Below are 26426 nucleotides of genomic sequence, written 5' to 3' on the forward strand. Positions count from 1 at the left end.
AATAATTCGACTTAATTTAAATTAAGCCAGCTTGTTTGAGAGTGATTTATAAAAATTGTCATTTGCGTTATCATTATCAATTAATAAGAAAGGAATTCCTGCCCTTTCGGCACATATTCCATCCAACTCTTGCCTATCTCCTATAAATAAGCATTTACCTTTATCTTCTATATTAAGTTTTGCGAGTATGTAATTTAAGCCATCTGGTAATGGTTTCATGGCATTAATATTTTCATCAGTTGAGCTAACAAGTAGATTCGCCGATAAGTTCATACTATCAAGCTTTAACTTAGAATCATAATCTGAATATATAGCGGTTAAAACGCCGTTTTCCTTTAGTTTAGAAAAGAAATAATTTACATCTGGATAGGCAGATTCTTTAAGGTATTTGATCGGGAATTTAAATATCCATTTATCTACTACCTCTTTAATTCTATTTAGCGGAGCATTAATTTTTGCTGCACACCATTTAAATTGTTCTTCCTGAAGATTGTTAATTTGTTGCCCAGCCTTTTTTTCTCGTTCTTTTCTAAAATGATAAACGATAAGTAAATCCTTAAATCTCCAAGGCTTAAATATGTAATATCTGATTAATTCCACAAGCATTTTTTTTCTTAATTTAGATTGATCATACAATGTTCCATCTACATCAAAAATGACTAGTTTTATGTTATTCAGATTAATATTTTTCACAGAAGGGATTAATTACAGTAAAATTATTAAAAAATCCGATATTGTGAAGCGTTAGTTTTTAAATAATGTACTCATCAAGCAGTAAAAGTAAAATTCAGTCAAACGGCTCAAATACAGCAATATTCTTTGCGATCTTTGTTGCTGGTGTCACAATTAGATTATTTCACTTAATCTACAATCGTTCTTTATGGATGGACGAGGTTTATTTGTCTACCAGTCTGGTGAAAATGAGCGCCAATGAGCTTGTATCTTCACCACTTTACTACCAGCAAAAAGCACCGATTGGTTTTCTATTGGCAGTTAAGTTTTTCGTTTATCAATTTGGAAATAAGGAAATCTTTCTTAGAATTTTCCCTTTAATTTCAGGTATTCTATCAATGCTAATATTTATTCCAGTATCAAGATATTTCCTTAAAAATCAAGCTGCTCTACTAGCTTTTACAATATTTTGCTTTTCACCTGCATTAGTTTACCACAGCGTAGAAGTAAAGCAATATTCTACCGAGCTTTTAGGTACAATGTTGTCGCTTTTCTTGTTCATCAAGTTTAAAGACGAAAAATATATAAACAGCTTAATCTTTTGGGGCATAACTGGAGGTATTATTTTATGGTTTTCTTATGCTTCTGTATTTATACTTGGTGGTATTGGAATTGGTGTAAGTATATATCACTTATTGAAGAAAAACTGGAGTGTCTTCTTTATATCTCTAATACCATTTTCTATATGGTTAACTAGTTTCGCTATCAATTATCTCCTTTTTACACACAAGCACGCTGAATCTCAATGGATTGTTTACTGGTTTAGAGCATATGATAATTTTATGCCTTTTCCTCCTAAATCTATAGGAGGTCTGAAATGGTTTGCGATGAATTTTTACCGAATGCTCGATTATCCGCTTGGCTTATTGTGGAATTTTGGTGCTGTAACAAAATATCAAGGCTTAAACATGATTTTTAAGATGCCTTTATTGCCAATGTTGCTATTGATTATTGGTTTTTGCATTACAATTAAGAAAAAGAGCGCCGAAACATCTTTAATCTTACTAATACCAATCGCCTTAACTTTTTTAGCTTCAGGATTGGAGTTATATCCACTTACTGAAAGATTTTGGGTATTTATAGCACCAGTTTTTATAATAATTTTGGGAATTGGTTTTGAATACCTCAGCTTTAAATTCAAGTCTAAAGTACTATCAAACTTAATTTTTGTATTGTTAATCATCGGGCCAGTGTTCGGTTCTATCGGAAGTTTCATAACTGCTGAGAATTTTTACCTTCATAAAACATCATCTCAAAGAGAAGCATTATCTTATATAAACAAAAATTATAGTAAAGATGATGCTGTATATGTTTACTGGAACAACTTACCTGGATTTAGGTTATATAACAATATGTATAAGTATAATTTTAAGGCTACTGAAGGAACAGACCAAAGATATAGTTCAAAAAACTACGAAGAGTACTACCACAATTTACATAACGATTTTAGCGAAATTTCTAAACATAGGCGGGTTTGGCTTGTATATAACACCAAATTCTTAACAGATATTGGCGATAAAATTGATACTCCAGATTGGTATTATACTAAAAATCTAAGTCCAACAGATCATTTATTAAAAGAATTCCTTAAAACTCATAAACCTTTAAAAAAATATGTTACTAAAGATATTGCTGTTTATTTATTGGAATTTAAACCAAAAAAACGATAAAATAGTGTATTTTTAACACACCAAATAGTTCAGTACATTTATTGCATTCTTCACCCCTATAATATGCGCATTGCACATATCGTTATGACTCATAAAAACCCAGCTCAATTGGCTAGGTTAATAAAAAGTCTGCAACATAAAGATTTTGATTTTTATATCCATTTGGATAAGAAAATTTCAATTGATGATTTTCTTTTCTTGGAAAAATTAGATCAAGTTTATTTTATAAATAATAGAATTAAATGCAACTGGGGTGGCTGGAGTTTTACTCAGGGAATAATAAATTCTATAAATGAGATAACTGCTTTAAATAAGGATTACGGTTTTATTAATTTACTAAGTGCACAAGATTACCCGATAAGTTCGATTAGCGATATTCATAGTTTCTTTAAAGAACGACCAGGACAGAATTTCATAAACTTTGCAAGTAGCAAGTCTGACTGGTGGGCAGCCGCTCCAGAACGCTATGAGAAATACCACTTCACCGATATAAATTTTAAGAGCAAATATTTTTTTCAAAGAATAATTAACAAAATTTTACCAAAAAGGAAATTTCCTGAAAATTTAGAATTATACGGCGGAAGCGATTCTTCATGGTGGACTTTAAGTGCCGAATGTGCTCAGCACGTAGCTGAAGTAATAACTAAAAATAAGAAGTTAAACAATTTCTTAAAATATTGCTGGGGAACAGATGAGTTTATTATTGCAACATTAGTTATGAATTCAGAATTTAAAAATAAAACTAATAATAACAATTTACGTTATATTGATTGGTCAGAAGGAAATGCTCACCCAAAGCTTCTTGGAATAGAAGATTATTCAAAGCTAAAATCTTCGCCAATGCATTTTGCCAGAAAATTTGATGTAGAGTTCGACGAAATAATCCTTGATAAGGTAGATTCCGAACTTATTTCCTAAACTTTAACAGACTTAAAAATCATAACTATTATTAAATGAAAATAAGTGTATTAACTCCTTCATATAATTCAGGCAAATACTTACAAAGAGCGATTGATAGCGTTTTGAAACAAAGCTATACAAATTATGAGCATATAATTTCAGATGGTGGTTCGACAGATGATTCTGTTGAAATTATAAAAAAGCACAAAGATATCATTTACGTTTCTGAAAAAGACAGAGGACAATCGGATGCAATGAACAAGGCATTTGATATGAGTAGCGGTGATATTATTGTTTATCTCAATGCAGATGATGAATTTAGTCCTGGAGCGTTTGAAAGTATAATTAACGCCTTCAAAAAGGTTCCAAGTGCAGACATGGTTGTTGGCGATTTGGTATTTCTTACGGATGAAGAAAGCGTAAAGCGAATTCCTTCAAATAAGTATACGCACATTTTACAATACTGGTTAAACGTTTTCCCTAACAATCCAGTTAGCTATTTTTACAAAAGAAAAATACAAGAAAAAATAGGCCATTTCCCAATAGATGATCATTACGCTATGGACATTTGGTTTCTTTTACGTGTTTACAAAGATTTTAAAATCATAAAAATTGATCAATTATTGGGGGTTTTTCACTCAGACGGATTAAATAAAACTGCTGTTGCAGATACAGGATATCATTTGCATCAAACTATAAAGCAGCATTTATTCAAGGAAAATCCATTAATGCTACCTTATTTCTATACCAAGTTGGTAATTGCTAAAACAAAAGATTATTTTTTTCGATAAGGTTTTTCTTAAAAGAAATCTACGAAAAAGCCCAAAGACTAATCAGCGTATTTAATACTTTAAAATCTACAGGAAAAGTTTTTCTAATAGATATAAGATTGCTAAATATTTTATTAATCTGAATTAAAGAATTTTCAAGTGAATTTCTAGCTTTGGTATTTTCAAATTTCTTGCCAGCATACATCTCTTCTAAGGCATTTAAAATGCTTTCCTTTTGCAAAGGATTAATATAAATTGCACTATCGCCTAGACTTTCTCTGTGGCCAGGAAAATCGGTACATATTACTGGGCAGCTTAATGCATTAGCTTCTAAGAGTGGCATGTTAGTTGGCCCCAATAAAGTTGGCATAACCAGCGAAATTGCATTTTTATAAAATACGTTAAGCTCTTCATTGGAAACAAAACCTCCAAAAATAACTTTGCTTTCTATTCCCAACTTCTTAACTAAATCTTTAATATAAGATAAATTTCCTTTATCACTTCCTGGTAAAAGAAGCTTAACTTCAGTATGTTTTCTAGCAAATTCTTCGAAAGCTAAAATCAAATTGTAGTGATTTTTATGAGCCCAAAATTGCGCAGGATATAGAAAAAACTGAGATTTTTTTATTTCAAATTTTTCAAGAATTTTTTGCTCTTCAACCTCGTTTAACTTTAAATTAACCATGTTACCAGCAAACATAGATACAATAAATACTTTATTTGGATTGATATTTTTGTAAGCGCAAAGTTCTTTTTTACCCGCTTCCGATTCGCACATTATTGCGAAAGATTTTTGAAGATACTTTTGATAAAAAAGCTCTCTAAATTCATACCCATCGTTATACATTACTTCTGGAAATGAGAATGTACTCTTGTGGCCAATATCCCAATGTGTTACTACAGTTGGGTAGTTTAAATCGTTATAATATGGTGTTAATGAGTAGATTAAATCAATCTCATTTTCAGCAAGTTTCTTCTTAATTTCTTTATTAAACCTTAAGCAATAAGAATCTTGTATTTTAATTGATAAAGGGAAATAGTTTATTCCTTTTAATCTAGATATTTTTTCAAGGAAGTAGAAAAACATATGTTTCCTCTTCATAATTTTTTCGATATCAAAAAGAAAGCTTTTTTCAGGAGCAGATGAATCTATTGATTTACCAATAGTTATAAAAACAAATTCTAAGTTTTCATCGAATTTATAATCTGCAATTCCTTCTACTAAAGTGTTATAATAAGAATGAGCTCCGCCCTCTTCTTTTTTGTAGTTTTCTAATAAAACACCAACTTTTAATTTATTAATATGCATGCTCGATCACATCTACTACTCTTAGCAATTCTTCTTCTGTTACTCCTAAGCCTGATGGTAGGTAAAATCCATTTCTGGCAATTTTTTCTGAATTTGGATATTCTTCATCAGCAAAAAGTCCCATTTTTTTAAAAACAGGTTGCTCATGCATGCACCAAAAAAATGGTCTGGTTGCAATTTTATTTTGACTTAAAATATCAATTATTCTATTTTTTTCTTGCTCGCTTGGCGCAACTAAACCAAAAACCCAGTAAATATTTTCAGCATATGGGGTGCTAACTTCTGGTAATTGAAAACCTTTAGCCTTTAAAAACTGTAGTTTCTCGTTATAAAACTGACCAATTTTTCTCTTTTTCACTAAAAACGAATCAATTTGTTCTAATTGAGCTAAACCTAATGCAGCCTGAAGGTTTGTCATTCTGTAATTCCAACCAATTTCATGGTGTATAAATCTAGGCCCATCAGGTTCAAAGCAGAGATTTCTCAGCTTTTTACATCTTTTAGCCAATTGATCATCATTAGTTAAAATCATCCCTCCTTCGCCTGTTGTTATATGTTTATTTGGATAAAAACTGAAAATTGAAATATCTCCAAATGAGCCGCATTTTCTATCATTATAGGTTTGTCCGTGCATTTCAGCTGCATCCTCTATAATTTTTAAGTTATACTTTTTAGCTAAATCGACGATAGGGTCTAAATCTACTGGTAAGCCATAAATATGAACAATAAGGATCGCTTTCGTTTTATTGGTAATTTTAGATTCTATTTCTGAAACATTCATATTCCAGGTAACAGGGTCGCAATCGACTAAAATTGGGATAGCGCCAGCGGTAACAACAGATTGTGCTGGAGAAATAATAGTAAAACTAGGCATTATAACCTCGTCGCCTGCTCCAATATTTAATGCTTTGATGGCAATATCTAGCGCAGCTGAACCATTGCTAACAGCTATACCATGTTTTTGTCCAATATATTCGGAAAATTTATCTTCAAATTTTGTAATGAATGGACCTTCGCTACTGATCCAGCCAGTAGTAATGCATTCTGTTAAATACTTTAATTCGTTTCCTTCTAGAAGAGGAACGTTAACGGGGATAAAATTCATGAGAGTAAATTACGTTAATATATTAATGCATTAACAAAGGTTTCAAATGTTTATAAAGATCCTTGTTAATGTTTAGGCAAATATCAAGATTATACTTTAAATCTAACTTTATCTTCGTCGCCTATATAAGGTCCTTGCTTTATTTCAATCATTTCCGTATCATCAAGCATTTCGAATCCATGTCCGCCACTTGCTAATAATATTACATCCCCTTTTTCTAAAATCCTATTCTCTAAATATTGTTGATCATTATCATAGAAATTAATTAAAACTTTTCCTGTTTTAATGTACAGAACTTCTTGAGTAAGCGTAACTTTTCTTTCTACAATTTTATGTACGTGTGGCTCGATAACATAACCCTTGCTTCTATTCATATACCCAAGTTGCTGGGAGAAGTCTCCTGGTGTGAAGAATGCTATACCCTCTTCCTTATAATTAGCTCTAATAATTATTGCCAAAAGGACGCTATTATGCTCGATTCTTTCAATCATTACTAATATAAATGTAGACTTGTTTTGGTTTAAATTATTGCACGCAATTTAGCTACTTTAAGTTTAAAAGAAAAATAAGATTTGGTAACTTTAGTGAGAGAACTTGTAATTCGTGGTTACAATAAAAGTTGGCCGATAAATATGAATTCAAAAACCTTTTCTAAATTAGGCTTCTTCTATCCTTATTTAATGTCAACGAAACTGAAATAATGCATAATAAGCATATTTTTTAACTTTTACAACAACTTTCTTTCGATCTGCATTTTTAATCATACAAATCTTGTAACCACAATGTTCGAACTATTAGCAAAACCTACGTTATCAGCTTATTAGGTGATAATTTCAAATCACTCCGATTGTTTGTCATAAAATAGTCATAAAAAATAATACAACCCAGTCGAATATAGGTCAGTCATGTATCAATAATGTTGCCTCAGAGGATATTAATCGAATATTTTTCGCAAAAATGGGTTTCTAATGCTAAAAACACATAAAAATGGTATATCGTAATCTATATAATATTGATTAAAATTGTCGTTTAAGAAGCAACAAACAATTTATCACTTATATTTAAAAATATTTAATGAAAAGAAATTCGAAAATGCAATCCATCCTTTTTGTGCTAGTTATTTTGTTCGCTGCTTGCAAGAAAAATACGACTATAGCTGATCTAACTACAGAGACTCCAGTTAGCACTACACCACCTACTACCACCCCAACTCCTACACCAACACCTGTTGTACCATCTTACGAAGTTGGAACAGGATCGGGTAACCTAACAATTGACGGTAAATCTTTAGATTTAACTAAAATTAAACTAATAAAAGTTAAAGCAGGAACTTACAAAACAATTACTGTTCTTAATATTGCTGGTACTGTTGATCAACCTATTGCTATTAAAAACAATGGCCAGGTTAATATCTCAGAATCATTATTAACAGACAACATTAGTAATCTACAAATTTCTGGAGATTATACTGATGGAATTACTTACGGCTTCAGCTTTAATAATATTGGATACAGAGCAATTAGTTTACATGGTAAAATGAATGGGTTAACATTGAAAAACATGAGTTTTAAAAACGTTAACGATTATACGATATCTGGCGACAGCGGTAACGATAGTAATTTAAAATACAATGGTACCGCTGCAACAAGAACCGAAGGCTTTAAAATTTTAAACTGTTTATTTGACAATGCTGGAACTATTACTTTTGGCGGAAACTTAAATAAAGATTCTGGAGAAGATAGTGGTTTCTTTAAAGATGTTGAAATTGCTTACAACACTTTTCAAAATACAAATGTTGGTAGCTTATGTACTTTTACTAATGTTCAGGATTACAACATCCATCATAACGTTGTAAATAATGTAAATCCTTCGAACAATAACCACAACGGTGTATTTTCAATGCAAGGAAATGGTAAATTTCATGATAATAAATGTACAAATTACCAGGGTAATGCTATAAGAATGTGGTTATATTCAAGAGGAACATCTCCAGCTACTAATGAAATTTATAATAACATTTGTTTTAATACTAGAAAATACGGAGGTTTTGAACTTCAAGCATTTGATAGAAATATGTATCCAGGAAAATCGACTTATGCGAATGCAAAAGTATATAATAACACGGTTGGCCAAATGAATACTTCTAAAGATTGGGAAGGACAAGTTTTAGATTTGTATAACACTGGGGGTTCACTTGAGTTTTACAACAACCTTGGATTTAATTTATTTAGTAGTACAAAAACAATTACTAATATGATTAATAACATGAGTGATACTAAAATAATTAAAGAAGAAAACAATAAATACACAACACAAGCAAGCGCTATTATTGATCTAAACAGCTTTGGTTCTTTATTCTCAGGAATAGGCGCTGCTTTATAAAAGAAGAGCTTTAGATTTCTAAAAAGGGTTATGAATTAGCATTCATAACCCTTTTTAAATTTATGATAATTTTATACTTATCTAATGGCTTAAAATTCGTAATAAGATATTAGACACACAAGCTAAAAAATATGAATACGATTTTTGCTTGACATTTTTTTTGTAATCAAATCTTAAAAACGAAGAAAATAATAAGATAGCAAGATTGAATATCCAAAGCGATGTTCATTGGAGTTTCAAATTATATTGGTATTGTTTGTATGGATCGTTATCCGTTTGAAGAAAACGAGATATTAATGCCCCGTTAACCAAAAAGGGTAATTGCAGAATTTCAGTGATTAACAGAATTCGGTAACTTGGAGAGAAACGGTTAAATGTATTGGTATGCCCAATTATGGCAAAATCATAACATTATTTATAATACATACACACACTTAAAATACCTTTATTTTTATGGTAACGATTAAGTACTGAGTAATTTTTAACGCTTTTTACAGAACTTTTCCCAGTAAATCATCGACATTCAAAAGATCGTTTTATCTACTTTCAAATGCTAAATTGGCATTTATTAATTAAATATTCTAGTGCAGAACATCCATCTTAAAAATTTAATGTTAAATATTAAAATGAAACAAATATATGTTCGTGTAAATAATTACAAAGCCAAGATGGCTAATTATATTTGATGATTTTTAGATACTAAGAGGCCAGGCTATTTATATGTAAGGTTGTTATGAAAACGAAAACTCTGACTAATTTGTAATATATTTTGAGGAGATCAGTAGCAATAAAATACGGTCTGCTTTAGCTTCCTCATAATTTTCTTTGAGCAGCTGGTTGATATGTCTGTTTTTTAATTTTACGGCTGCCATTTGTAATATCTGAAAAGATGCCATTTCTATACTTTCTATATTCTGCAGGTAGAATATAATAGACAGATCACGCATTTCAGGCTCTCCTGCCTGTTCTTCAATTGCTTCGAAGGCATCTTGAATTAAACCCGTCAGGCCATGAATGCTGCCCTTTGATACCTCAGCATCCAAAAGGGAATAGATAACTTCCATTCTTGCAATCTGTTTCTCAACATCTCCGACTGTGTCTTCAATGGCAGACTTAAGATCGTCGAATCCTACCTCTTTAATTAAACTTGGTAACCTTGACACAAGATGCAGTTTGGCACCGTAGATGCGATTGAGGTGCTTAACGAAGAAAATCTTAAGTTTCTCAGAACCTAAATTGATTTTTTTCCATGACTTGGACTTATCAGGTTTTTCGGACATTAATAGCGTATTGGTCCGCTAAGTTATAAATTCTTTTACCTTTTCGAGAAGTTTGTTTATATCAAAGGGCTTACTAATATAACCATTAGCTCCGCAAGAGCTTGCACGTTCATGGACATCAAACTCAGCAGAAACCAATAGTACGGGGATTTTCTCCATACTTGCTTCGCCCCTGATTTCCTCACAAATTTTATCGCCTGTTTTATGATAACCAGCAATCCTGACATCTAATAAAATCAAATCGGGGTTAAAAAGTTTTATATGGTCTGTATCAGTACCTGTATTCTGCAAAACCACATCATATCCTTCCTCGGCAAAAATGATGTCCAAAATAGAAAGAATATCCTCATCATCATCAATTACAAGTATTCGTTTCGCCATATTCTTTGCTTTTGTTTTTATTACTGCAATTATAAATTCAGCCTAACTCTAAAGTAGTTCTGCGACGGGTATCCCGTAAACTTCAAAGAAGAGCCTGCTGAAATGGTTTCTAGACCTATAACCTGCGATATTGGAAATCTCTTTGATTGTACGATATTTCCCTGAAGCAATGGCTTCCCAAGCCAGCTGCAAACGTATTACCCTTACAAGCTTATTTGGTGTAATACCCAATATGCTATGAACCCTCCTGAATAACTGGCGCTGACTGAGTGCCAGCCCATCGCTGATTACTTCTAGGTTTAGATTTTCCTTTCCCGCGTTTTTACGTACGATTTGCTCAAAGCTGTTCAGCCACAACTGGTCAGATTGTGAAGGCTCTTCTAATGGTATTTTGTCATCATCAGATTTCCCTAGTGCAAAAGTGCGATCAACTGAATCTTTTTGTTGTCTGAATCGAGAATGATGGTCATCATTTATCATTCCAAGAATCGATGAAATGCGATCATATTCCTGTAATTGCCTTTGAAAAGTGATGTCCTTTGCAATTGCAAACACAAGACTGTCCTTTTTAATGGGAACGGACGTCCAGGTTAGCCATACAACAGCGCCGCTTTTGGTCAGGTATCTGTTTTCAAAATTGAGAAGTGAATGCCCTTCCAACAATGCCGATCTTTTCTCTGCCGTCCTTATCCTGTCATCAGGATGGATAAATTCATTAATTGGTCTGGCAAAAAGTTCATCTTCTGAATATCCCAACACCTTTACAACTGCAGGATTTATCTTTTTAAAATATCCATCAAATCCGGCAATACACAAAAGATCTGGTGCCACCTCGAAAAAATACTCCAGGTCGAAGGCCTTCTTTGAACTTAACTTGACCATCTTGTGTAGTGATTCATAATCTAATTCCTTTAACTGACTACTGGATATTTATATTGGTTAAATACAAATGTTGCTTAATTTGTTTTCAATTCATGAGCTACAGATAGATAATGTCACTTTTGAATGCACATTAGGCAGTTATGTGAGCATAAAGCCATTATACATAGAACTTGTTACCCACTTAACCCACTCCCAAAGAAGCCTAAGCCATAATCAAAATTCTTAAAAAAAACTTCTTCTTTCAGCATACAGAGCCGCTGCAAGCATCTGTCTTCAAGGATCAAAACAATAGCACCTTACAGACAAATATTTAATCCTTATGCGTTTGCTAGTAAGAGAAACTGAATTGCGGATAAAACTCTGGGTGTTGAAGATTTAAGTGTTATGGCTTGTAACAAATCCATAAAAAATGGGAAATTATGAAAGCGCCTTAGCAAATTACAAGCTAAGTTTTTCAAAATGAACCAAATATCCAAATCTCTGCTCATCGCTGTTACATTTCTATTATACCTGAATGCTGTCTGGGCCTTGCAGCATGGAAAGCCAGTCAAAGTTGAAATCCGTGAAACCAAAACCGGGTACGAAATTTTACGCGGGGGAAGGCCTTATTTTATAAAAGGTGCCGGGGGAACTTATAACATGGAAAAGTTGCAAGCTTCAGGCGGAAAAGTTTCTGGCCACCATTAATTCACCCAAGCCCCGGCCAACCTTATCGGTATTATACCTGACTGCAGCGAAGCTAGCCGATGAGCTGAGTATCTTGACAATCATATCGCTTGAGATTTTGATATCTGGACAACTTCGTAGAGCTTATCAGATACCGCATTATAGAAATAGCAAATAAACTTGTTAAGTATAGATCAGGCTCGAAACTGATCAGGCTGCTAAATCATCGAAGAGCAGCAGCACTAAATATCTAAAAAACAATATAGCCACCAATCATGCAACCTAGTGAGCAAGCTAAATAACCAATCAATTAACTGGATAACTGAAGAGCAAAAAGAACCAGCTACGCTGATATTCAATTGGCCAGCTCAAAAAGTAGCCAAGTATCAAAATGACAAGCTACCAGATCAGCTAGCTAGTCAGCAACCTGATAAGCTTTCTCATCAATCGCTCCAGATCCATCTTGATTTTATTGTATTTGCAGAGTTCCAGCAAAAGCCTGTCAACCAAAACAGCTGAAAGCGCCCATCGCGGTTTAAGATATTGGCATATCTGGCCAGCTGGTTAATATTATTTCCGGCCCTTGAAAGCTCCAGACCAACCAAATCTAAATTACCCATTAGCGATTTAGCGTCCAGAAGTATCCTTTGTCCTTCAAAGAGCAGTTTTTTACGGATCAGATCCGCTTTTTTCAACACCGATGCTTTTTCCATAGCATGAACCAGATCAAACTCATCCTGGGTAAACCGGACATCTATTTTTTTGATGCGTTTGCCTGAAACTAATGTTGGCCCACCTATATCTCATCTGATACCCTCCTAATTCAACTTCTGCAAACTATACTAGACTTCAAAAAGGAAACGAGTTGCGAGTTTCCTTCACCCTTTATATTGAGCGGATCCCGCGAAGAGATAAAGGCAAGATTCTTTTCGTCCGACAAAAAGACATCTTGCCAATAAAAAAACAAAACAACACCACTTCCTTAATATATAGCTCCCATACTTACCCATAAGAAAAAAAAACCTCAGAAGAAACGAAGAATCACGCACCAAATCAAGACAAAAAGGGGCCTTTAGTCCCCCTCTACCTAACCAAAACACACACAAACCATGCGTAAAAAAAGGTAATCCGGAATTACTCACATCGGTCCATGCAGACCGGCTCCTCACCTGCCCCTGCGCTTCACCATATTGAAATAATCTCAGCTTCGCAGGATTTTCCGCTCCTCGCAGAATAATGTTTCATTCCCAAATGTCAAAGATCTTGAAGACCATCTCGCTTTTAAGGCAAAACCTTGATAAACCGATAGATCAGTATCCACCTAGCAGCAAAACCAGCTAACTGAATTCCATTGAGGCAAACCTATTGAGGAACCAAGAAACAGAAAATTTTTGAACTGAGTTGGGCTGAATTTGCCAGTATATGGACTAATACCGAGCCCATAAAAGATAGAAATGAATTTTAGTGATCCATAACCCGCAGTATTCTGGTGTGCTGATAAATCCCGATGTTTGATCATTCAAAAATCACCCCGTATTGACAAACCACTATTGGAAGAAAAATTATATAACTTAGATTTGTTAAATGAAAGCAGTCCTTTTACAAAGATTTGGTAAACCAGAAGCATTACAACTTAGTGAAATAGAAAAACCTGTTGCCAATGATGATCAGGTATTGATTAAGGTCATTGCGGCCGGGATAAACCCAGTGGATGCCAAAATCAGGTCCGGATTACATTCATCCTGCAAAGACCTTAAATTACCCGCTATTCTTGGGAAAGATGTAAGTGGGCAAATCGAATACGCTGGCGGTAATGTAGTGGATTTCAAAGTCGGGGACGAAGTTTTTGGATGTATAAACGGCAGCTATTCTGAATACGTGGCCGCGAGCCCAGAAACTATTGTAAAAAAACCGGCAAATACTTCATTCACCGAAGCAGCTGCGATATCACTTGCTGGACTTACAGCTTATCAGGCCATCCATGAACAGCTCGGGCTTAAAGAAGGGCAAAAAATATTAATACAATCCGCTGCCGGAGGCGTAGGTCACCTGGCTGTGCAATTTGCTAAACTCCGTGGTGCATTTGTCTACGGAACCGCATCCGCAAAAAATGCAGCATTTCTCAAAGAACTGGGCGTGGATGAAGTGATCAATTATAAAGAGCAGAAATTCGAAGACATAGCTACCGATCCAGACGCGGTATTAGCCACCATGGGCGGCGAGATACTTTATCGTGCCATCAGCATTGTTAAACCAGGCGGAAAAATTGTTTGTTTACCTTCCTCCACAAAAGATGATCCTGTTGCCATAAAACTAGCTAAAGAAAAAAACATCGAATTGATCTGGCCAATGATGCGCCCCGACAAAGAACAATTGCAGCTCTTTGCCACTTTACTGGAAAAAAAGGATTTAAAAGTAAAAGTAGAAAGCGTTTACCCATTAAATAAAATCGTCAGTGCCCACAAAGCCATAGAATCCCACAGCGTCAGCGGAAAAATTGTTCTCCAGATTGCTGGGGATCTGTTACAAAACCGTAAATCCGGTTAGCTTTTACAAGAACAAGCTCAACAAGTAATGATGAGCTACGGGTCGGGAACCATGCAGCGCTGCCTGAGCAGTCCCTAAAGCATTTTACAACGTAACTCCAGAACTTCCAAGATTAGATATTCTTCGGTAGTCTGATTTTGATTTAAGCGGTAGTTTCCTTTGCTGAGTTCGTGAAGCACCCAGCTTTAAAGCTTTATTCCGCCACTCCACAATTCCAGTTCCATCGGCAATCCATCACCCCTGATGGATTTGACAGATATTTGATAAAATCTAAACCAAACACCTGGCCTTTGTCAAATATCAGTGTCAAAGACTCAGTGACATTGGGTTCCAGAACCTCTAAACGGGTGAATATCCAACTCAACTATCGAATGAGTCAAGAAATGAAGTTCAAGAAGCATATAACAAGGTAGGTATTGATCTGATCTAAAGTAAAATATATAACAATAAAACCTGTGCGTTGAAACCTCTTTTCTTCAAAAAGGAGCTGAAACATAAGACAGGCTATATGTCTGGTCATTAATATGAAAAATAATTTTTAGTGACTAACTAATTTTAGCGGTACATAACTTACATCTTTACGAAAAAACGTCCTGAAAACGGAGCTATCAGGATGAAGTTTGATCTTAATGTCAGCCTGTATTCGATTCATACTTTGTTCAGACAAAACCCAGTTCATCGGGATCTTCTTCTCCTCTGGCGATAATGGTGCCTTGATAAAAATCCCACTGTCTGCTTTAATCCTTTTCTCCAGCATTGCTGAAGACCATTCGCTACGTCCAACCCGTGTATTGTAAAGGCCAAAAAAGATCTCAGTTAATTCGTTCAGCGCTTTGAGATCAGTTGTATCTTTAGCCACTTCACTGAACCGTAAAGAAATAACAACTGGCCTGATCATTTTGTAAGCATCGGTACTGCGCAATTCATCCAGAATTTCCAGCATAGCACCAGTTCCGGTATTTTCCACATAGCCTCCGTCTAAATAATGCAAGCGATGCCCGTGGGCCAAGCTGATTGCTGCTCCAGGTGAGAAGAGAGGAAAGCGGCTGCTGAAATTGATAGCAGTACTGTAACGAGTACTGCTAACTTTATTTGCCAGCAAATCACGTTGGGTTGCCAAGAAAGCTGTTGGCAGACTCGCCCCGGAAACCCAACATTGCCGCCCAGTTTCTACCTCAGTTGTGTTTATCAAAAGAACGGGTTTAGCACGCCCGGTATCGGGCAAAATAAATTCATCCCCATAAGTGTTGCGTGCGCCGTCGACAAATTTCCCATATGCTCCTTCCCATGATTTCTCAAGCGCCACCGCTCTATCAAATCTGTCGGCCATCTTCCAGTAAAACAAATTCAGGAATTCGCCGAAAAACATCTTGCCGATGAGCGGGGAAAGTGAATCGTTCATAAAAAATTTCCTGGTCTTCTCAACCGTCACCGTATCCCTGAAAGGAATATTAGACCTGAAAGCCGCGGCATTGTAAAACCCAAGACCAACCGAACCGCCCGACACCCCTGACATGGCAAATATAGAATGCCTCAAATCAACATTCCGCCTGATCAGTTCAGCCTCCATTTGAGTTAAGAACAGCGCAGTATAAGCCCCCGTACGAAATGCCCCACCCTCAGCACATACAAAAACTACGGGATACTTTTCAGGTGAATAACCTAAGCGTTGATCTACATCTTTTTTATAACCAGCGAACCAGTCGCTGAAGTGAACACGAATGTCATTGCGGTTTTCTTTTTTTCCATAGATCCGCACTGGATGGTCCTGATTTATAAAAGACATAATGACCACCCAGATCAATAAAAGCTGACGAATTCCAATAGGCGAACGAGGAAGAATGACCTTGTCTACAAATAACAATCCTGCATACAAACCAGTATAACATGCAAACGCCAGGCAAACCAGTCCGGCAGCCCCAATATGATCATAAACTGGCCATTCAGCTGGAATAATGCTGATCATAATCAACAAGATCAAGGCCGAAAGTGCCATTTTGTAAACCTGCTTATGAAAGGCCGGATAGACCAAAAAAGGAGGTAAACGGTAAACCCACTTTAATACGCCAACGCTATCTTGTATTCTATCCCTGTTTTCAAGATGAAATTCCAAAGGAATGAGATTATTTTTACTAAGTACGTTTTTATCCTTTGGCATTTCGTTAGGATCACCCTTTGGACTGCTTTTATAAAAATTAACTAAGCCTTGAGTTTCCTTTCGATATCTGCCAATAAAGTTTGTCGGTTTGGGCAGACTGAATATATGATTGTTATAAATTCCATAGAGTTTATTGATCCATTTCTGCTCCTGGGGTGGTAAGGAACGGTGTCCAAGCTTAGTGCGTCTTGGGCCTTTTTTATCAAGGGGTTCAAATTTGTGGAAATACAAAAACGACAAGGCGAACAACATGCCGATAATGATCAGGATTGAAATACCAAAGTACACTAATCTGTCTGGCCAGGAAAGATATTCAGCGTTAAACATGGTAACAAAAAATGCTATGATTACCAATATTCCAGGCCAAAGCAGAAAAGAACCTGCCAGGAGTTTTTGCACTGTTTTTCGCCACAATACCCGTTCATCGCTCAGGTTCATACCTGAATTATCTGAAATGCTGATTGCATATCGTATGGCCAGTTCAGAAGCCATACTCCATAGTAAAACCCCAATGACAAGCCCAAAAAATGGCCACCAGTTGTGTGGAGATGAAAGCATTTGCTCTATTAAAACCAACAGCGTATCACGTCCCTGTGGAAGGATAAGAAAAATGAAACCAACCAGAAATGCCGGAACGGAAACAAAACCAATACTTCCCAGTACAGAAAAAAAGTCAGCAACAAAGTCCCGTATCCTGAGCTGTTTCCAGCTTAGTCCAATAAGAAAAATGCCTTTGCGTATAATCTGAAGAAGACCATTCGACTGGAAGTCCTGGGCTTGATTAAAAGCCTCCTGGTTATTAGGTATAGAGCGCTTACTCATAAGACGGGTTAAGATTTTATAAAAAATTAATTTATAAACATCAAATAATTAACAAGTTATCATTTTTAAACAAAAAAACAATGACATAATTACCCAATGATATTTGAAACATGGTGTCCGCAACCTGACAACCAGTAACAATCGTAATTAACAGGATATTAATACGATTCTAACTGCACTACTAAAGATAAGGTAACGCTTAAAAAACCCGAAAATTCAAGTTCGAAGTCAGATATAGCAGCTTAAACCTCTGAAAAATGTGCGCTGCTATATCTTTTTAATCAATGGAAATCACTAAAGCATTTCTATTCTATTAACAATAGAATCCGCAAGAAAAATATAAAACAGAAATGATATCAGTTTATCCAAGCTTTTTCAAAAAAGGGATACTTGGTGTAAAAAAGTATTCACCTCCCTTCATTTTCACAAAGCCACTAAAATTAAAAGGGTTACCCTGATTAGCACTGCCCCATTGCTCAGGAAGCGTCCTTGACTGCTCAGTACCCTGCATGATTATGCTGTCCTGTCCTTTATTAACCGGAGATGGCGCAATATTTCCTTGCGACCAAAACCCCTGCAACACTTCAAAGGCATTCCCGATAGAACTTTGATAACACATAAAAAGCAATCCTACACCATCCGACGGTTTATCCCTGTCCTCAAGCATTTCTTGGGTAATGGCAAGGACTTCCTGATCATTCAGGCGTGGAGGCACTAAATCATCGTATGGCATACCTCTTCTGGTGATGCGGTGCAAAAGCAGATCCGCTGGACCAGCCTCAGGATCGCCCTTTCTGGGATTCATCAGCCTGACATGCGCGTAAAAGGGACATTTAAGCCCAGGATCATCCTCATAAGAGAAATCATTAGTCGGATTATGAGGATCAGGCTGAAAAGCACCGTCTTTCATTGTGACCGGAGTGCCGTTCTCAAACCGTCCAACAATCATCGCCCCAGGTAATTCATCATCATCCGTTCCTGAAGAATTCACAACTTTCGGCAAACCCATTCCAGTTCCGATACTGTTTTTCTCCGCCACCTTAAAACCTTTCACATCCTGTTCCAGCTTCCTAAATACCAGGTAACTACCGAACAAACCTGCTTCCTCAGATTTTTCTTCAACCAAAACCCTGCCGAGCGTAGTCTCATCATCCCATGCCCTGGGCTGAGATTGCCCGTTTATTTCATCCGATAAATACATAGGCTGGCTGATTCCATCCGCATAACCAAAATGCTCGATACCAACCCCTGTAGTCATTTTAAGCACATTTCCCCTTTGCATTTTAACTAAACTGGCAAAGCCCGAAACAGCAGTAATGAGTTTGTTAGTTTCATTTTTCGCATTAAAGTCATGATCATCAGCTATTATGACAAGCATATCAATCTCCTTCTGAAACCCAGCTTCCCAGCTAGAAGGTTTGTCATGGAGCAGATCAGCACTAGCCTTCATCCCGGAAGCAAAAGATTTATCCCCAGGCATAGAACCTGAGAGCTCCAGTTTTTCAAAACCATATTTACTGAGCGATAAGGTAAACACCGGTCCACCATCACCAAGCTTACCGCATTTAAAATCCCTGGCATCCGTTAACTGCCGCTTAGCACTGGTTATAGAAGAAGAGGCAAAATTTGAAATCCATTTTCGGGCGAGTGTCCCCCTTTCCTCCTGGAATTTAAAAAATAGGTGATAAGCAAAATTTCTACCATGAAACTTTAAGATATTGGCCTGCAAATTACTCAGCAGGCGATCGAATTTCGGATCATCCAAAGAGATCCCAGAAGATTGTTCCAGATTCATTTTAATTTAGTTTTGCGCCTACTCTTGCTTACCCTTTTCGGCATCCGGGCAGCCTACTATTTTCTTAAGGATTTTCGGCCTGGTTCCTTCAATGTATCTAAAATCAACACCGGATAAAACAAACAGTCAATCCAGGATTATTATGACCTTATTTTTTAATCAGCTGATCGGTGTAAACCGCATAACGAAAAGCAAACTTTGCCCCGTTTTCGCTTCTGTGCGGCATATCCCCGCCATAGGCAAAGCCCGCCCAGCCCCCAAGTTTTGGGATCTTAAATTCAGCCACCAGCGCCAGGTGTCCCCAGTTTTCATTGAAGCTCTTTTGCCTGTAGTTAGAAAAGATATGCGCATATTCACCAGAGATGGCAAACCCCCGCTTATTAAAATACCTGGCCCTGGCTCCAATCACGTTCCGGCTACGCTCAGTTGTATCCGATTTATGGCTCACCATCGCCGTCTGAGCGCTTACAACCAGCTGCCCCTGCTTCCAAAGCTTAGTAGAATAGGCCGACCAAAGTCCCACCCTGTCTTTAAAAAGACTATCTTTTTTCAAAAAGCCATTTGCAGCTAAAGCGGATGCCCCGAAGCCTAAATCCAAGCGCGAAGCGTTCCAGAACCGATCGGTAAAACTTTCCCTTACCGCCACCACTGTTGAATCAGCTGCTGCTGCATCAAGCCTTTTTTGGAAATCAGCAGCTGTTTCCCCGAACCTTGGCTGAACCTTTCCCAAAGCTTTTAAATAAGCATTTCTAAGTTCGTCGATATAAGCCCGGTTGGTCCTTGGGTCAGCCTTGTCTATAAGCGTAAATCGAAGTCCTGCCGCTAAAAACACATCCTGGGCATGATCACTACCAGGCGAGGAACCCAAAGAAAACGAAGTCCTCCAGAGCAGCCGCTTGAAATAGTTATTCTGATAATCCCCCAGTGAACCTGAAGCAAAAGCAAAAGGCCGTGCATCAACGGCCAGATCAGACTTCAGCCTTTTTCCCGAAATAAAAGTTCCGAAATTAGCATACAGGTCATGCGCACTGGTCAGGTGCGTAACCTCACTTACCTTTCCAGGTAAGAGCTCCAATGCCGGCGAGGAGGCCACCCCATAATTGATGCGCGTAAGCATCTCTTTAATCACCTTTTCCTGAGCAAGCGAAACCTGAAAAGAAAGACTAAAAAATAAAACGGACAGGAAAATCAACTTTTTCATGTAGTGCTCAGTTTAAAATGGTATACAAAAGCAATATCCTTATCCAAAAGACTTCCTTTGCCCCCATCTGAAGGCACTTCATTTTTGAGCATCCGACCATCCTGAAGAATAGTAACCTCAATTTCATAAGGAGAAGGCAGCGGATCATTATGGTTAATGATAACCCCTTCGATTAGAAAAAGCTTACCGTCCAGTTCAGCTGCTTTACCCAGCGGCACATCTGGCTCATCATTGGTATAATTCCCTGATTTAATATCGGGGGATTCATCGGAATTATACCGCCATACCATGCCCAGGTAAACCTGAGGAGACCTAGGACAGGTAATCCTGGCCGTTACATTTCCATTTTTGCCATTCAATACTATTGCTGTAGTGCTCATATCCTGTTGATTAAAGAGGTCGTTGTATCAGAAAACAAGGGAGATTTTAAACCTGACAAGCGGCTCATGACCTGGCTGGCACGCCTCTGCACCTGAAAAGCAGTAGAAGAAGATTTCTGTTGAAGGGTATTGATTTGCTCCTGCTGGTTTTGTTGAACCTTAATATCCCGAACCGCTTTGGTATAACCCAAAAGACTCGTCCAAAATGCCGATCCCCCACTAGCCAGGAGCCCGAGGAAAACAGCAGGCAATTTGGAAAACTCCGATTTGGATGAGGCCTCAACGCTTTCTTTCACCAGCTCAGCCGTCAGCCAGCAGGAAAGAAAAGCCAGCAGCATCACAACCGATTTACGCCAAATCTCCGGCCTTTCCGTCGAGGACTTTTGTGCATTGGGATCATCGGCCAGCCAGGGAATCATGGTCTTTAACAGCGTGACCAGCCGCTCACCCGCAAGGCTAATAGCCATAATCAGAGTGATAAGAGAAATAACAGGGTCCATAATCATTTTTTTAATCAAAATTGCCTGCTCAGCCCTCCCTTATCAATACCCCTGTAGCGGTATTTTGCATTACGTTTGGGGTATTGATAAAAATTATATAAGTTTATATACTAGTAAGTTAACAGCCCTCCATCCCTTAATCAGACCAAAAGAAAATACCCCTTGGGTGGTATGGTTTCGATGGTAGAGAGTATTGAAATTTGTTATAATCAATCTTTAATAACCATCAAAAAAAATGACCATGTCAGAAACCAAAACCACAAACTCACCAGAATTCGTTACAGTCACCTGTGATAAAATGAAAGTAAACCTGGCCAATGCCGGAGAGTTCATCACCGTAGAAGCTGCAGCCATATCCCTTGGGAAGTACCTGTCGGATCCATCTACCCCCGCTACAAATGAACAGAGCCACATTTTCGGCCACGTATTTGGAATCAATAACTTGAAAAAGGTGTTGCTGGAAATCGATATCTACAATTCAAAGCAAGGCGACAAGGACCCAAAAATCGCCGCCATAAAATGCTATTACGGTATCTCAGAGAGACATGACCCCGATTTCCCGCTTAAACCACAAAACGGGGAGTTCAGGGACCTGATTTTGATGCCAGTGCTCGACAATGGAAAGGACAAACATAACATAAGCCTAAGGGGAGATGAAATCCTATCGGGATCCAGACCATGCCCAAACCAGTGCGGCGAAGATAGCTTCCTGAACCAATAAGCCAATGACCTCATTTAAGGATATCAGCTTTGCAGTTTCCAACCTCTCGGATATCTCCGAGATTATGCCTGCATTGATATGGCTTAAATGGGGAAATCATAACAAGCCCTATTTAATATTGGGCTTGTTTTTTACCTTTTCAGGTGTCCTTAAACTCATCACCCTGATAACGGCCATCCAGAACATCCACAACATGCCACTTTACCATTTGCTAGCATTTATGGAAGTAGCCGCCGTGTATATCTTTTACCGCCAGAGCAGTGCTTCAAAACCAAATCCAATACTTTTGGCAACCCTGTTTTGTATTTATGCAGCCAATACGATGCTGCAAAACCTGGATGCCCAGTTCAACTCCAATACCTGGACCCTTACCGTGCTAATCATCCTGTTTATGGGATTATCCTTCTTCTATCAGATTTATAAAAACGAAGATAACATTACACTCAAGAAGATGCCCCAGTTCATCATTACCTGCGGCTGGCTGATTTACGCCTCCGGATCCCTGTTCACCTATCTGATGGGAACAGACATACTTTCAGGCAAACCAGAAGGTTTTTTTAATAATGCCTGGATATTTCAGTGCCTGAGCAACCTGATTAAAAATCTGATCATCAGTTATGGATTTTACCTGTCAAGCCCCCTATGTCGCAGGTAAGCTACTTCATATTGGGGACCTCAGTCATGCTGCTGATGATCAGCGTTATCATCTGGTTTGTCTACATCTACCAGCGTAAACTAACCTTGCGCAATAGCCAGTACAAAGCAATCGAAGAGCTCATGCACCGAAATGAGCTGAAATCCGCGTATGCGGTGATCGAAGGACAAGAAAAGGAGCGCAAAAGAATCGCTGCAGAAATGCATGATAACATTGGAGGGCTGATCTCCACCCTACACATATTCAGCGACCTGGCGGCTAAAGAAACTGAAATCGGACAGATCAAAAGGCTATGTGTGAGGGTAAACCAGGTAAGTACGCAGTTAATCAGTGAAACGAGGAAACTTGCCTATGAACTTGACCTCAAAACCCTATCCGGCTTTGGGCTCAGGGTCGCCCTGGAGCAATTATGTGAATCTATAAATGCGATGGACAAGCTAAAAGTAACTCCCTTAATAGAACTTAAATCACCTATTGAAGAAGTCGTTTCGATAAATTTATACCGGATCATCCAGGAACTTTTTACCAACACCCTAAAACATGCCGCTGCCACGCAGGTCAGAATAGAACTCGCTGATATCGAAAACGAGCTTACCCTGATCTACGAAGACAATGGAAAAGGTTTCCACATCGACCAGGTCCCCCCAGGTATGGGCCTGGATAATATCCGCAAACGGAGCGATGCGATACAAGCAAAACTTACCGTAGATTCTTCCCAACACGGCAGTACATTTATTATCGAACTTAAATTATGAAATCAATAAATTTATATCTGGCCGATGACCACGTGATGATGGTCGAGGGATTAAAGGAGATCCTTCGTGCACATACCCATCTAAACATTTTAGGAACAGCCTCAAACGGTGAAGAAATCATGGCCCTGATGAACAACCGCCCGGCGGATGTCATAATAATGGACATAAACATGCCAAAGATGAACGGCATCCAGTGCACCGAATGGGTAAAAAAACACCATCCCAAAACCAAAGTAATCGTACTCACCATGTTTCCCGAGAAATCCTATATCGACCAGCTCATCACAGCCGGCGCAGACGGATGTTTACTGAAAAGCCGAGGGAGCATCGACCTGATTGAAGCAATAAACCGGGTTAGTGCAGATAAATCCTATTTCGATACCATAAAAGAATTCAGCAAACCAAATGATCACCCTGTATATAACTTAAGCGAGCGGGAAATTGAAATCATCAGGATGGTCGTAAACGGGATGACCAGCGCCGAAATCGCAGATAAACTATTTCTCTCTGAACACACGGTGAAAACCCATCGCAAAAACATTTTCCGCAAAACCGGAATCAATACCGTCAGCCAACTCACCTCCTTCGCCATAAATCAACAGATGTTACATTAACCTGTAAATGGACTTTCATTCAAAATAAAATATTAAAAACTCAAACCCTCCCCCTTCTTTTACTCTCTTTAAATTCAGCCAACAACTCACTTTTATAAAATTTATCCCCGCCTGGAAGCTTAAGCGGTTTCAGCTTACCCTCTTTAACCTTTCTTTTATAAGTGCTCTCACTAATCCCAAGATAATCCTTTACCTTCTGGCGATCCATCTGCGGATCCTCATCAAAGACCAGATCACCATGATATTTACTGTTATAAACGAGAACCAGAACCTGATATATCTTAGACAAAATATCCAAAAGTGAATCAATCTTATTCATAAGCAATGAACTTAAGTTTTAACAAAAGGCCAGATTGCAAATCCAGAGAGATAACCAGTGCCATTTCATTTTCCAGCTGCCTGAGCAACCTGCTGCCAAATTCCTGTACCATAATTAATTTATTTATCACAGTCAAAGCTAACGGAACAAATTTCAACGGTACTATTTTGAACCAAAACGGGCTAAAGGTGAGCTATCCAGGCTCATCGCCAGAAAAAAAAATATCAGATCCGTCCACGGCGAACACTTTCCTTGAGTTCATCTTCCAGTTGATACCGGTAAAACCGGTCACCCCCAGGCATTTTAAGCGGAGTCAGTACACCTTGTTTCACCTTTCTTTTATAAGTACTTTCACTGATCTTTAGATAGTCCTTAACTTCCTGCCTGGTCATATGGAGAGAATCCCCAGGGCTTTCCTCAATCGACTGCTGATGTTGTAAGTACCTGAGAATTTCGTAAATCTTGCGGAGGATATCCAGTAGCGAGTCAATCTTATTCATAAAAAAGGATTTAAGATTAATAAAGAAATGAATTATACAAAAAAAGCCTCCAGATGCGTTTTTGTCAAGTTTCACTTAGGTGGCTTTTTTTGCCACCCAAGCTCATTGCAAACAATGGATAGTAATCTTTGTCACCATAAACCACCGTTTTCATCCTTCAGGAAATATCGCTGGTGTAATTGTTTTTGACACTATTTTTTTGCCCGTTAAATTCAATGTGACGCTAAAATCATCACCATGAATTTTGAACTGGAATATCTCTGGAATCTTTGCACTCAACAATCAGCCAGACAGCAAAACAACAAGCAAAAGCAAAGCCTTATTAAAGAGTTGATGGCTGAATCCGAAAGGTTAAAAAAGGTATATCTGTTTTTTTCACCCTACCAGGAAGTATCCCTGGCCTCATTCATCCGTTTTCAGCAGCACAGTCTGGCCCGGCTTCTGTCAGCGGTTGAAACAGGGTTCGAATTCCTAAAATCACTGCAGGCAGACCATCAGCAGCTTATGGCTGAACTGCAGTTACCAGGGATGCTGGATGAACTTCTCGATTTTATAAATTATAATTTCCCGCTCGAATTTGATTTCAATGCGGCCATATCGGCAACCTGTTTATTAAAAGAACAAAAGTCGCAGCAAGCCCTCGCAGAACTAATTGATAAAAAGCTCAGAGAAAAACAGATCAGTCTGCAACTGCGGAATATAATCCTGGATGCTGTAAATTTATCGGACCGGGCGGATTTCACCTATGGGGATCTGAGATACATCCATGCAATTTCTGATCAAATCCTTAACAAACTCGATAATCTGGATTCCGAGCAGGCAATCGTAAATCTGCTGTCGGCCCATAACTTCAATAAGCCACAGTTTTTCGAATACCTCAAAGTACGGATGCAGGCGGATTTAGAAAGTGCGCCGGAAATTTCCGAAAAATACAAGGCACTGCTGATCCTAAAAAAAGAAAGCAGGCAAAATGTATCCAGACAAACCAGTCAGTACACCCTGCTGCATCCCCCGCTGTCTGAATCAATCCTCGGATATCTGGAATCCGAGCGCCTGTTCTTAAAAGAAATGGAGCTGATAACCACAGAATGGGTAAACTCCGGGCTACTGGATGCGAACTATAAGGTTTCACTAACCGTGAGACAACTGGCATTTTACATCTACCTGAACGTGGAATGCGGCATAATCACAGAACAGCGCGCAAAAAAAATCCATCAATATGCAATTACCCATCTCGATACCCAGGAGAAAAGCGGAATATCTGAAAAAAGCTTTAAGAATGCCTACTATCTCCACCATGCTGAAGATATTAAAAAGGTCATGGAAAAATTGGCCAAGATGCTTGCCATAGCACGTGAGCGTTACTGAATAGAATTCAGAAT

General features: G+C 37.7%; 26 protein-coding genes. 11 read left to right on the forward strand and 15 right to left on the reverse strand.

Annotated elements, in window-relative coordinates; translation table 11 throughout:
• Positions 1-21 precede the first annotated feature (21 nt).
• Positions 22-693: an HAD family hydrolase gene (locus tag ABD692_RS00415; RefSeq protein ID WP_344764071.1), complete on the reverse strand. Its 672-nt coding sequence runs from the start codon at positions 691-693 to the stop codon at positions 22-24.
• A 65-nt stretch (positions 694-758) separates the two neighbouring features.
• On the opposite strand from ABD692_RS00415, the gene ABD692_RS00420 reads away from it, so the two are divergent.
• The 3 genes from ABD692_RS00420 (at position 759) to ABD692_RS00430 (ending at position 4093) form a co-directional block, all read left to right on the forward strand.
• Entirely contained in the window at positions 759-2402 is a 1644-nt protein-coding gene (locus tag ABD692_RS00420) for a hypothetical protein (RefSeq protein ID WP_316758667.1), read from the forward strand.
• Between the two features lie 63 nt (positions 2403-2465).
• The gene (locus tag ABD692_RS00425; RefSeq protein ID WP_316758665.1) at positions 2466-3320 is read left to right on the forward strand and encodes a beta-1,6-N-acetylglucosaminyltransferase; all 855 of its coding nucleotides are present in this window, start codon (positions 2466-2468) and stop codon (positions 3318-3320) included.
• A gap of 35 nt (positions 3321-3355) precedes the next feature.
• Positions 3356-4093 (forward strand): glycosyltransferase family 2 protein, encoded by a 738-nt coding sequence (locus ABD692_RS00430; RefSeq protein ID WP_316758664.1) that lies wholly within the window; start codon positions 3356-3358, stop codon positions 4091-4093.
• A 19-nt stretch (positions 4094-4112) separates the two neighbouring features.
• Here the strand turns inward: ABD692_RS00430 and ABD692_RS00435 are convergent, their stop codons facing one another.
• The 3 genes from ABD692_RS00435 to ABD692_RS00445 all read right to left on the reverse strand — a co-directional run bounded on the left by ABD692_RS00435 (position 4113) and on the right by ABD692_RS00445 (position 6860).
• The gene (locus ABD692_RS00435) at positions 4113-5381 is read right to left on the reverse strand and encodes a glycosyltransferase family 4 protein (protein WP_344764075.1); all 1269 of its coding nucleotides are present in this window, start codon (positions 5379-5381) and stop codon (positions 4113-4115) included.
• Positions 5371-6486: a DegT/DnrJ/EryC1/StrS family aminotransferase gene (locus ABD692_RS00440; RefSeq protein ID WP_344764077.1), complete on the reverse strand. Its 1116-nt coding sequence runs from the start codon at positions 6484-6486 to the stop codon at positions 5371-5373. The genes ABD692_RS00435 and ABD692_RS00440 overlap by 11 nt, the downstream gene beginning before the upstream one ends.
• An 89-nt stretch (positions 6487-6575) precedes the next feature.
• Entirely contained in the window at positions 6576-6860 is a 285-nt protein-coding gene (locus ABD692_RS00445; protein ID WP_316758660.1) for a cupin domain-containing protein, read from the reverse strand.
• Positions 6861-7560: 700 nt separating this feature from the next.
• Here ABD692_RS00445 and ABD692_RS00450 point away from each other — a divergent pair.
• Positions 7561-8868, forward strand: coding sequence for a hypothetical protein (locus ABD692_RS00450; RefSeq protein WP_344764078.1), 1308 nt, complete (start codon positions 7561-7563; stop codon positions 8866-8868).
• Positions 8869-9620: 752 nt separating this feature from the next.
• Here ABD692_RS00450 and ABD692_RS00455 read toward each other — a convergent pair.
• Genes ABD692_RS00455 through ABD692_RS00465 form a run of 3 tightly spaced genes read right to left on the reverse strand, consistent with a single transcriptional unit; the run spans position 9621 to position 11411 of the window.
• The gene (locus ABD692_RS00455) at positions 9621-10148 is read right to left on the reverse strand and encodes a DUF892 family protein (protein WP_316758656.1); all 528 of its coding nucleotides are present in this window, start codon (positions 10146-10148) and stop codon (positions 9621-9623) included.
• A gap of 18 nt (positions 10149-10166) precedes the next feature.
• A complete protein-coding gene (locus tag ABD692_RS00460; protein ID WP_316758654.1) occupies positions 10167-10529 on the reverse strand; it encodes a response regulator transcription factor in 363 nt (120 codons plus the stop codon).
• A gap of 48 nt (positions 10530-10577) precedes the next feature.
• The gene (locus tag ABD692_RS00465; protein WP_316758652.1) at positions 10578-11411 is read right to left on the reverse strand and encodes a PAS domain S-box protein; all 834 of its coding nucleotides are present in this window, start codon (positions 11409-11411) and stop codon (positions 10578-10580) included.
• A 459-nt stretch (positions 11412-11870) separates the two neighbouring features.
• Between ABD692_RS00465 and ABD692_RS00470 the strand changes: the two genes are divergently transcribed.
• Positions 11871-12098 (forward strand): hypothetical protein, encoded by a 228-nt coding sequence (locus ABD692_RS00470; RefSeq protein WP_316758650.1) that lies wholly within the window; start codon positions 11871-11873, stop codon positions 12096-12098.
• 422 nt (positions 12099-12520) lie between these two features.
• Here the strand turns inward: ABD692_RS00470 and mobC are convergent, their stop codons facing one another.
• Positions 12521-12790: a plasmid mobilization relaxosome protein MobC gene (gene mobC / locus ABD692_RS00475; RefSeq protein ID WP_316758647.1), complete on the reverse strand. Its 270-nt coding sequence runs from the start codon at positions 12788-12790 to the stop codon at positions 12521-12523.
• 871 nt (positions 12791-13661) lie between these two features.
• Between mobC and ABD692_RS00480 the strand changes: the two genes are divergently transcribed.
• Complete coding sequence (locus ABD692_RS00480) at positions 13662-14624, forward strand: NADP-dependent oxidoreductase (protein ID WP_344764083.1); 963 nt, start codon at positions 13662-13664, stop codon at positions 14622-14624.
• Positions 14625-15162: 538 nt separating this feature from the next.
• Here ABD692_RS00480 and ABD692_RS00485 read toward each other — a convergent pair.
• The 5 genes from ABD692_RS00485 to ABD692_RS00505 all read right to left on the reverse strand — a co-directional run bounded on the left by ABD692_RS00485 (position 15163) and on the right by ABD692_RS00505 (position 21480).
• On the reverse strand, positions 15163-17604 hold the full coding sequence (locus ABD692_RS00485; RefSeq protein WP_344764085.1) for a hypothetical protein: 2442 nt from the start codon (positions 17602-17604) through the stop codon (positions 15163-15165).
• A gap of 361 nt (positions 17605-17965) precedes the next feature.
• A complete protein-coding gene (locus ABD692_RS00490; RefSeq protein ID WP_344764087.1) occupies positions 17966-19399 on the reverse strand; it encodes a Dyp-type peroxidase in 1434 nt (477 codons plus the stop codon).
• A gap of 148 nt (positions 19400-19547) precedes the next feature.
• Positions 19548-20600: a hypothetical protein gene (locus ABD692_RS00495; RefSeq protein ID WP_344764089.1), complete on the reverse strand. Its 1053-nt coding sequence runs from the start codon at positions 20598-20600 to the stop codon at positions 19548-19550.
• Positions 20597-20980 (reverse strand): hypothetical protein, encoded by a 384-nt coding sequence (locus tag ABD692_RS00500; RefSeq protein WP_344764091.1) that lies wholly within the window; start codon positions 20978-20980, stop codon positions 20597-20599. The genes ABD692_RS00495 and ABD692_RS00500 overlap by 4 nt, the downstream gene beginning before the upstream one ends.
• Entirely contained in the window at positions 20977-21480 is a 504-nt protein-coding gene (locus ABD692_RS00505; RefSeq protein WP_344764093.1) for a hypothetical protein, read from the reverse strand. Before ABD692_RS00505 ends, ABD692_RS00500 begins: the two co-directional genes overlap by 4 nt.
• Before the next feature lie 241 nt (positions 21481-21721).
• On the opposite strand from ABD692_RS00505, the gene ABD692_RS00510 reads away from it, so the two are divergent.
• The 4 genes from ABD692_RS00510 to ABD692_RS00525 are packed head-to-tail and all read left to right on the forward strand — an operon-like array spanning position 21722 to position 24225.
• Complete coding sequence (locus ABD692_RS00510) at positions 21722-22201, forward strand: hypothetical protein (RefSeq protein ID WP_316758631.1); 480 nt, start codon at positions 21722-21724, stop codon at positions 22199-22201.
• Between the two features lie 4 nt (positions 22202-22205).
• A complete protein-coding gene (locus ABD692_RS00515; RefSeq protein WP_316758629.1) occupies positions 22206-22856 on the forward strand; it encodes a hypothetical protein in 651 nt (216 codons plus the stop codon).
• A gap of 26 nt (positions 22857-22882) precedes the next feature.
• A complete protein-coding gene (locus ABD692_RS00520) occupies positions 22883-23611 on the forward strand; it encodes a sensor histidine kinase (protein WP_344764096.1) in 729 nt (242 codons plus the stop codon).
• Positions 23608-24225: a response regulator transcription factor gene (locus ABD692_RS00525; RefSeq protein WP_344764097.1), complete on the forward strand. Its 618-nt coding sequence runs from the start codon at positions 23608-23610 to the stop codon at positions 24223-24225. Before ABD692_RS00520 ends, ABD692_RS00525 begins: the two co-directional genes overlap by 4 nt.
• A 40-nt stretch (positions 24226-24265) precedes the next feature.
• Here ABD692_RS00525 and ABD692_RS00530 read toward each other — a convergent pair whose 3' ends face one another.
• On the reverse strand, positions 24266-24544 hold the full coding sequence (locus tag ABD692_RS00530; protein ID WP_344764099.1) for a MerR family transcriptional regulator: 279 nt from the start codon (positions 24542-24544) through the stop codon (positions 24266-24268).
• Between the two features lie 224 nt (positions 24545-24768).
• Positions 24769-25044: a MerR family transcriptional regulator gene (locus ABD692_RS00535; protein ID WP_344764101.1), complete on the reverse strand. Its 276-nt coding sequence runs from the start codon at positions 25042-25044 to the stop codon at positions 24769-24771.
• 237 nt (positions 25045-25281) lie between these two features.
• Between ABD692_RS00535 and ABD692_RS00540 the strand changes: the two genes are divergently transcribed.
• Positions 25282-26412, forward strand: a complete 1131-nt coding sequence (locus ABD692_RS00540; RefSeq protein ID WP_344764103.1) for a hypothetical protein — start codon at positions 25282-25284, stop codon at positions 26410-26412.
• Positions 26413-26426: the final 14 nt, after the last annotated feature.

This window comes from Pedobacter ginsengiterrae (genome assembly GCF_039537385.1).
GTDB lineage: Bacteria > Bacteroidota > Bacteroidia > Sphingobacteriales > Sphingobacteriaceae > Pedobacter > Pedobacter ginsengiterrae.

Bases quoted from the DNA above. Each gene is read 5' to 3' on its own strand.
- ABD692_RS00420 (WP_316758667.1), top strand. From the start codon at position 759: ATGTACTCATCAAGCAGTAAAAGTAAAATTCAGTCAAACGGCTCAAAT.
- ABD692_RS00425 (WP_316758665.1), top strand. From the start codon at position 2,466: ATGCGCATTGCACATATCGTTATGACTCATAAAAACCCAGCTCAATTG.
- ABD692_RS00430 (WP_316758664.1), top strand. From the start codon at position 3,356: ATGAAAATAAGTGTATTAACTCCTTCATATAATTCAGGCAAATACTTA.
- ABD692_RS00435 (WP_344764075.1), bottom strand. From the start codon at position 5,381: ATGCATATTAATAAATTAAAAGTTGGTGTTTTATTAGAAAACTACAAA.
- ABD692_RS00440 (WP_344764077.1), bottom strand. From the start codon at position 6,486: ATGAATTTTATCCCCGTTAACGTTCCTCTTCTAGAAGGAAACGAATTA.
- ABD692_RS00445 (WP_316758660.1), bottom strand. From the start codon at position 6,860: ATGAATAGAAGCAAGGGTTATGTTATCGAGCCACACGTACATAAAATT.
- ABD692_RS00450 (WP_344764078.1), top strand. From the start codon at position 7,561: ATGAAAAGAAATTCGAAAATGCAATCCATCCTTTTTGTGCTAGTTATT.
- ABD692_RS00455 (WP_316758656.1), bottom strand. From the start codon at position 10,148: ATGTCCGAAAAACCTGATAAGTCCAAGTCATGGAAAAAAATCAATTTA.
- ABD692_RS00460 (WP_316758654.1), bottom strand. From the start codon at position 10,529: ATGGCGAAACGAATACTTGTAATTGATGATGATGAGGATATTCTTTCT.
- ABD692_RS00465 (WP_316758652.1), bottom strand. From the start codon at position 11,411: ATGGTCAAGTTAAGTTCAAAGAAGGCCTTCGACCTGGAGTATTTTTTC.
- ABD692_RS00470 (WP_316758650.1), top strand. From the start codon at position 11,871: ATGAACCAAATATCCAAATCTCTGCTCATCGCTGTTACATTTCTATTA.
- mobC (WP_316758647.1), bottom strand. From the start codon at position 12,790: ATGGAAAAAGCATCGGTGTTGAAAAAAGCGGATCTGATCCGTAAAAAA.
- ABD692_RS00480 (WP_344764083.1), top strand. From the start codon at position 13,662: ATGAAAGCAGTCCTTTTACAAAGATTTGGTAAACCAGAAGCATTACAA.
- ABD692_RS00485 (WP_344764085.1), bottom strand. From the start codon at position 17,604: ATGAGTAAGCGCTCTATACCTAATAACCAGGAGGCTTTTAATCAAGCC.
- ABD692_RS00490 (WP_344764087.1), bottom strand. From the start codon at position 19,399: ATGAATCTGGAACAATCTTCTGGGATCTCTTTGGATGATCCGAAATTC.
- ABD692_RS00495 (WP_344764089.1), bottom strand. From the start codon at position 20,600: ATGAAAAAGTTGATTTTCCTGTCCGTTTTATTTTTTAGTCTTTCTTTT.
- ABD692_RS00500 (WP_344764091.1), bottom strand. From the start codon at position 20,980: ATGAGCACTACAGCAATAGTATTGAATGGCAAAAATGGAAATGTAACG.
- ABD692_RS00505 (WP_344764093.1), bottom strand. From the start codon at position 21,480: ATGGACCCTGTTATTTCTCTTATCACTCTGATTATGGCTATTAGCCTT.
- ABD692_RS00510 (WP_316758631.1), top strand. From the start codon at position 21,722: ATGTCAGAAACCAAAACCACAAACTCACCAGAATTCGTTACAGTCACC.
- ABD692_RS00515 (WP_316758629.1), top strand. From the start codon at position 22,206: ATGACCTCATTTAAGGATATCAGCTTTGCAGTTTCCAACCTCTCGGAT.
- ABD692_RS00520 (WP_344764096.1), top strand. From the start codon at position 22,883: ATGCTGCTGATGATCAGCGTTATCATCTGGTTTGTCTACATCTACCAG.
- ABD692_RS00525 (WP_344764097.1), top strand. From the start codon at position 23,608: ATGAAATCAATAAATTTATATCTGGCCGATGACCACGTGATGATGGTC.
- ABD692_RS00530 (WP_344764099.1), bottom strand. From the start codon at position 24,544: ATGAATAAGATTGATTCACTTTTGGATATTTTGTCTAAGATATATCAG.
- ABD692_RS00535 (WP_344764101.1), bottom strand. From the start codon at position 25,044: ATGAATAAGATTGACTCGCTACTGGATATCCTCCGCAAGATTTACGAA.
- ABD692_RS00540 (WP_344764103.1), top strand. From the start codon at position 25,282: ATGAATTTTGAACTGGAATATCTCTGGAATCTTTGCACTCAACAATCA.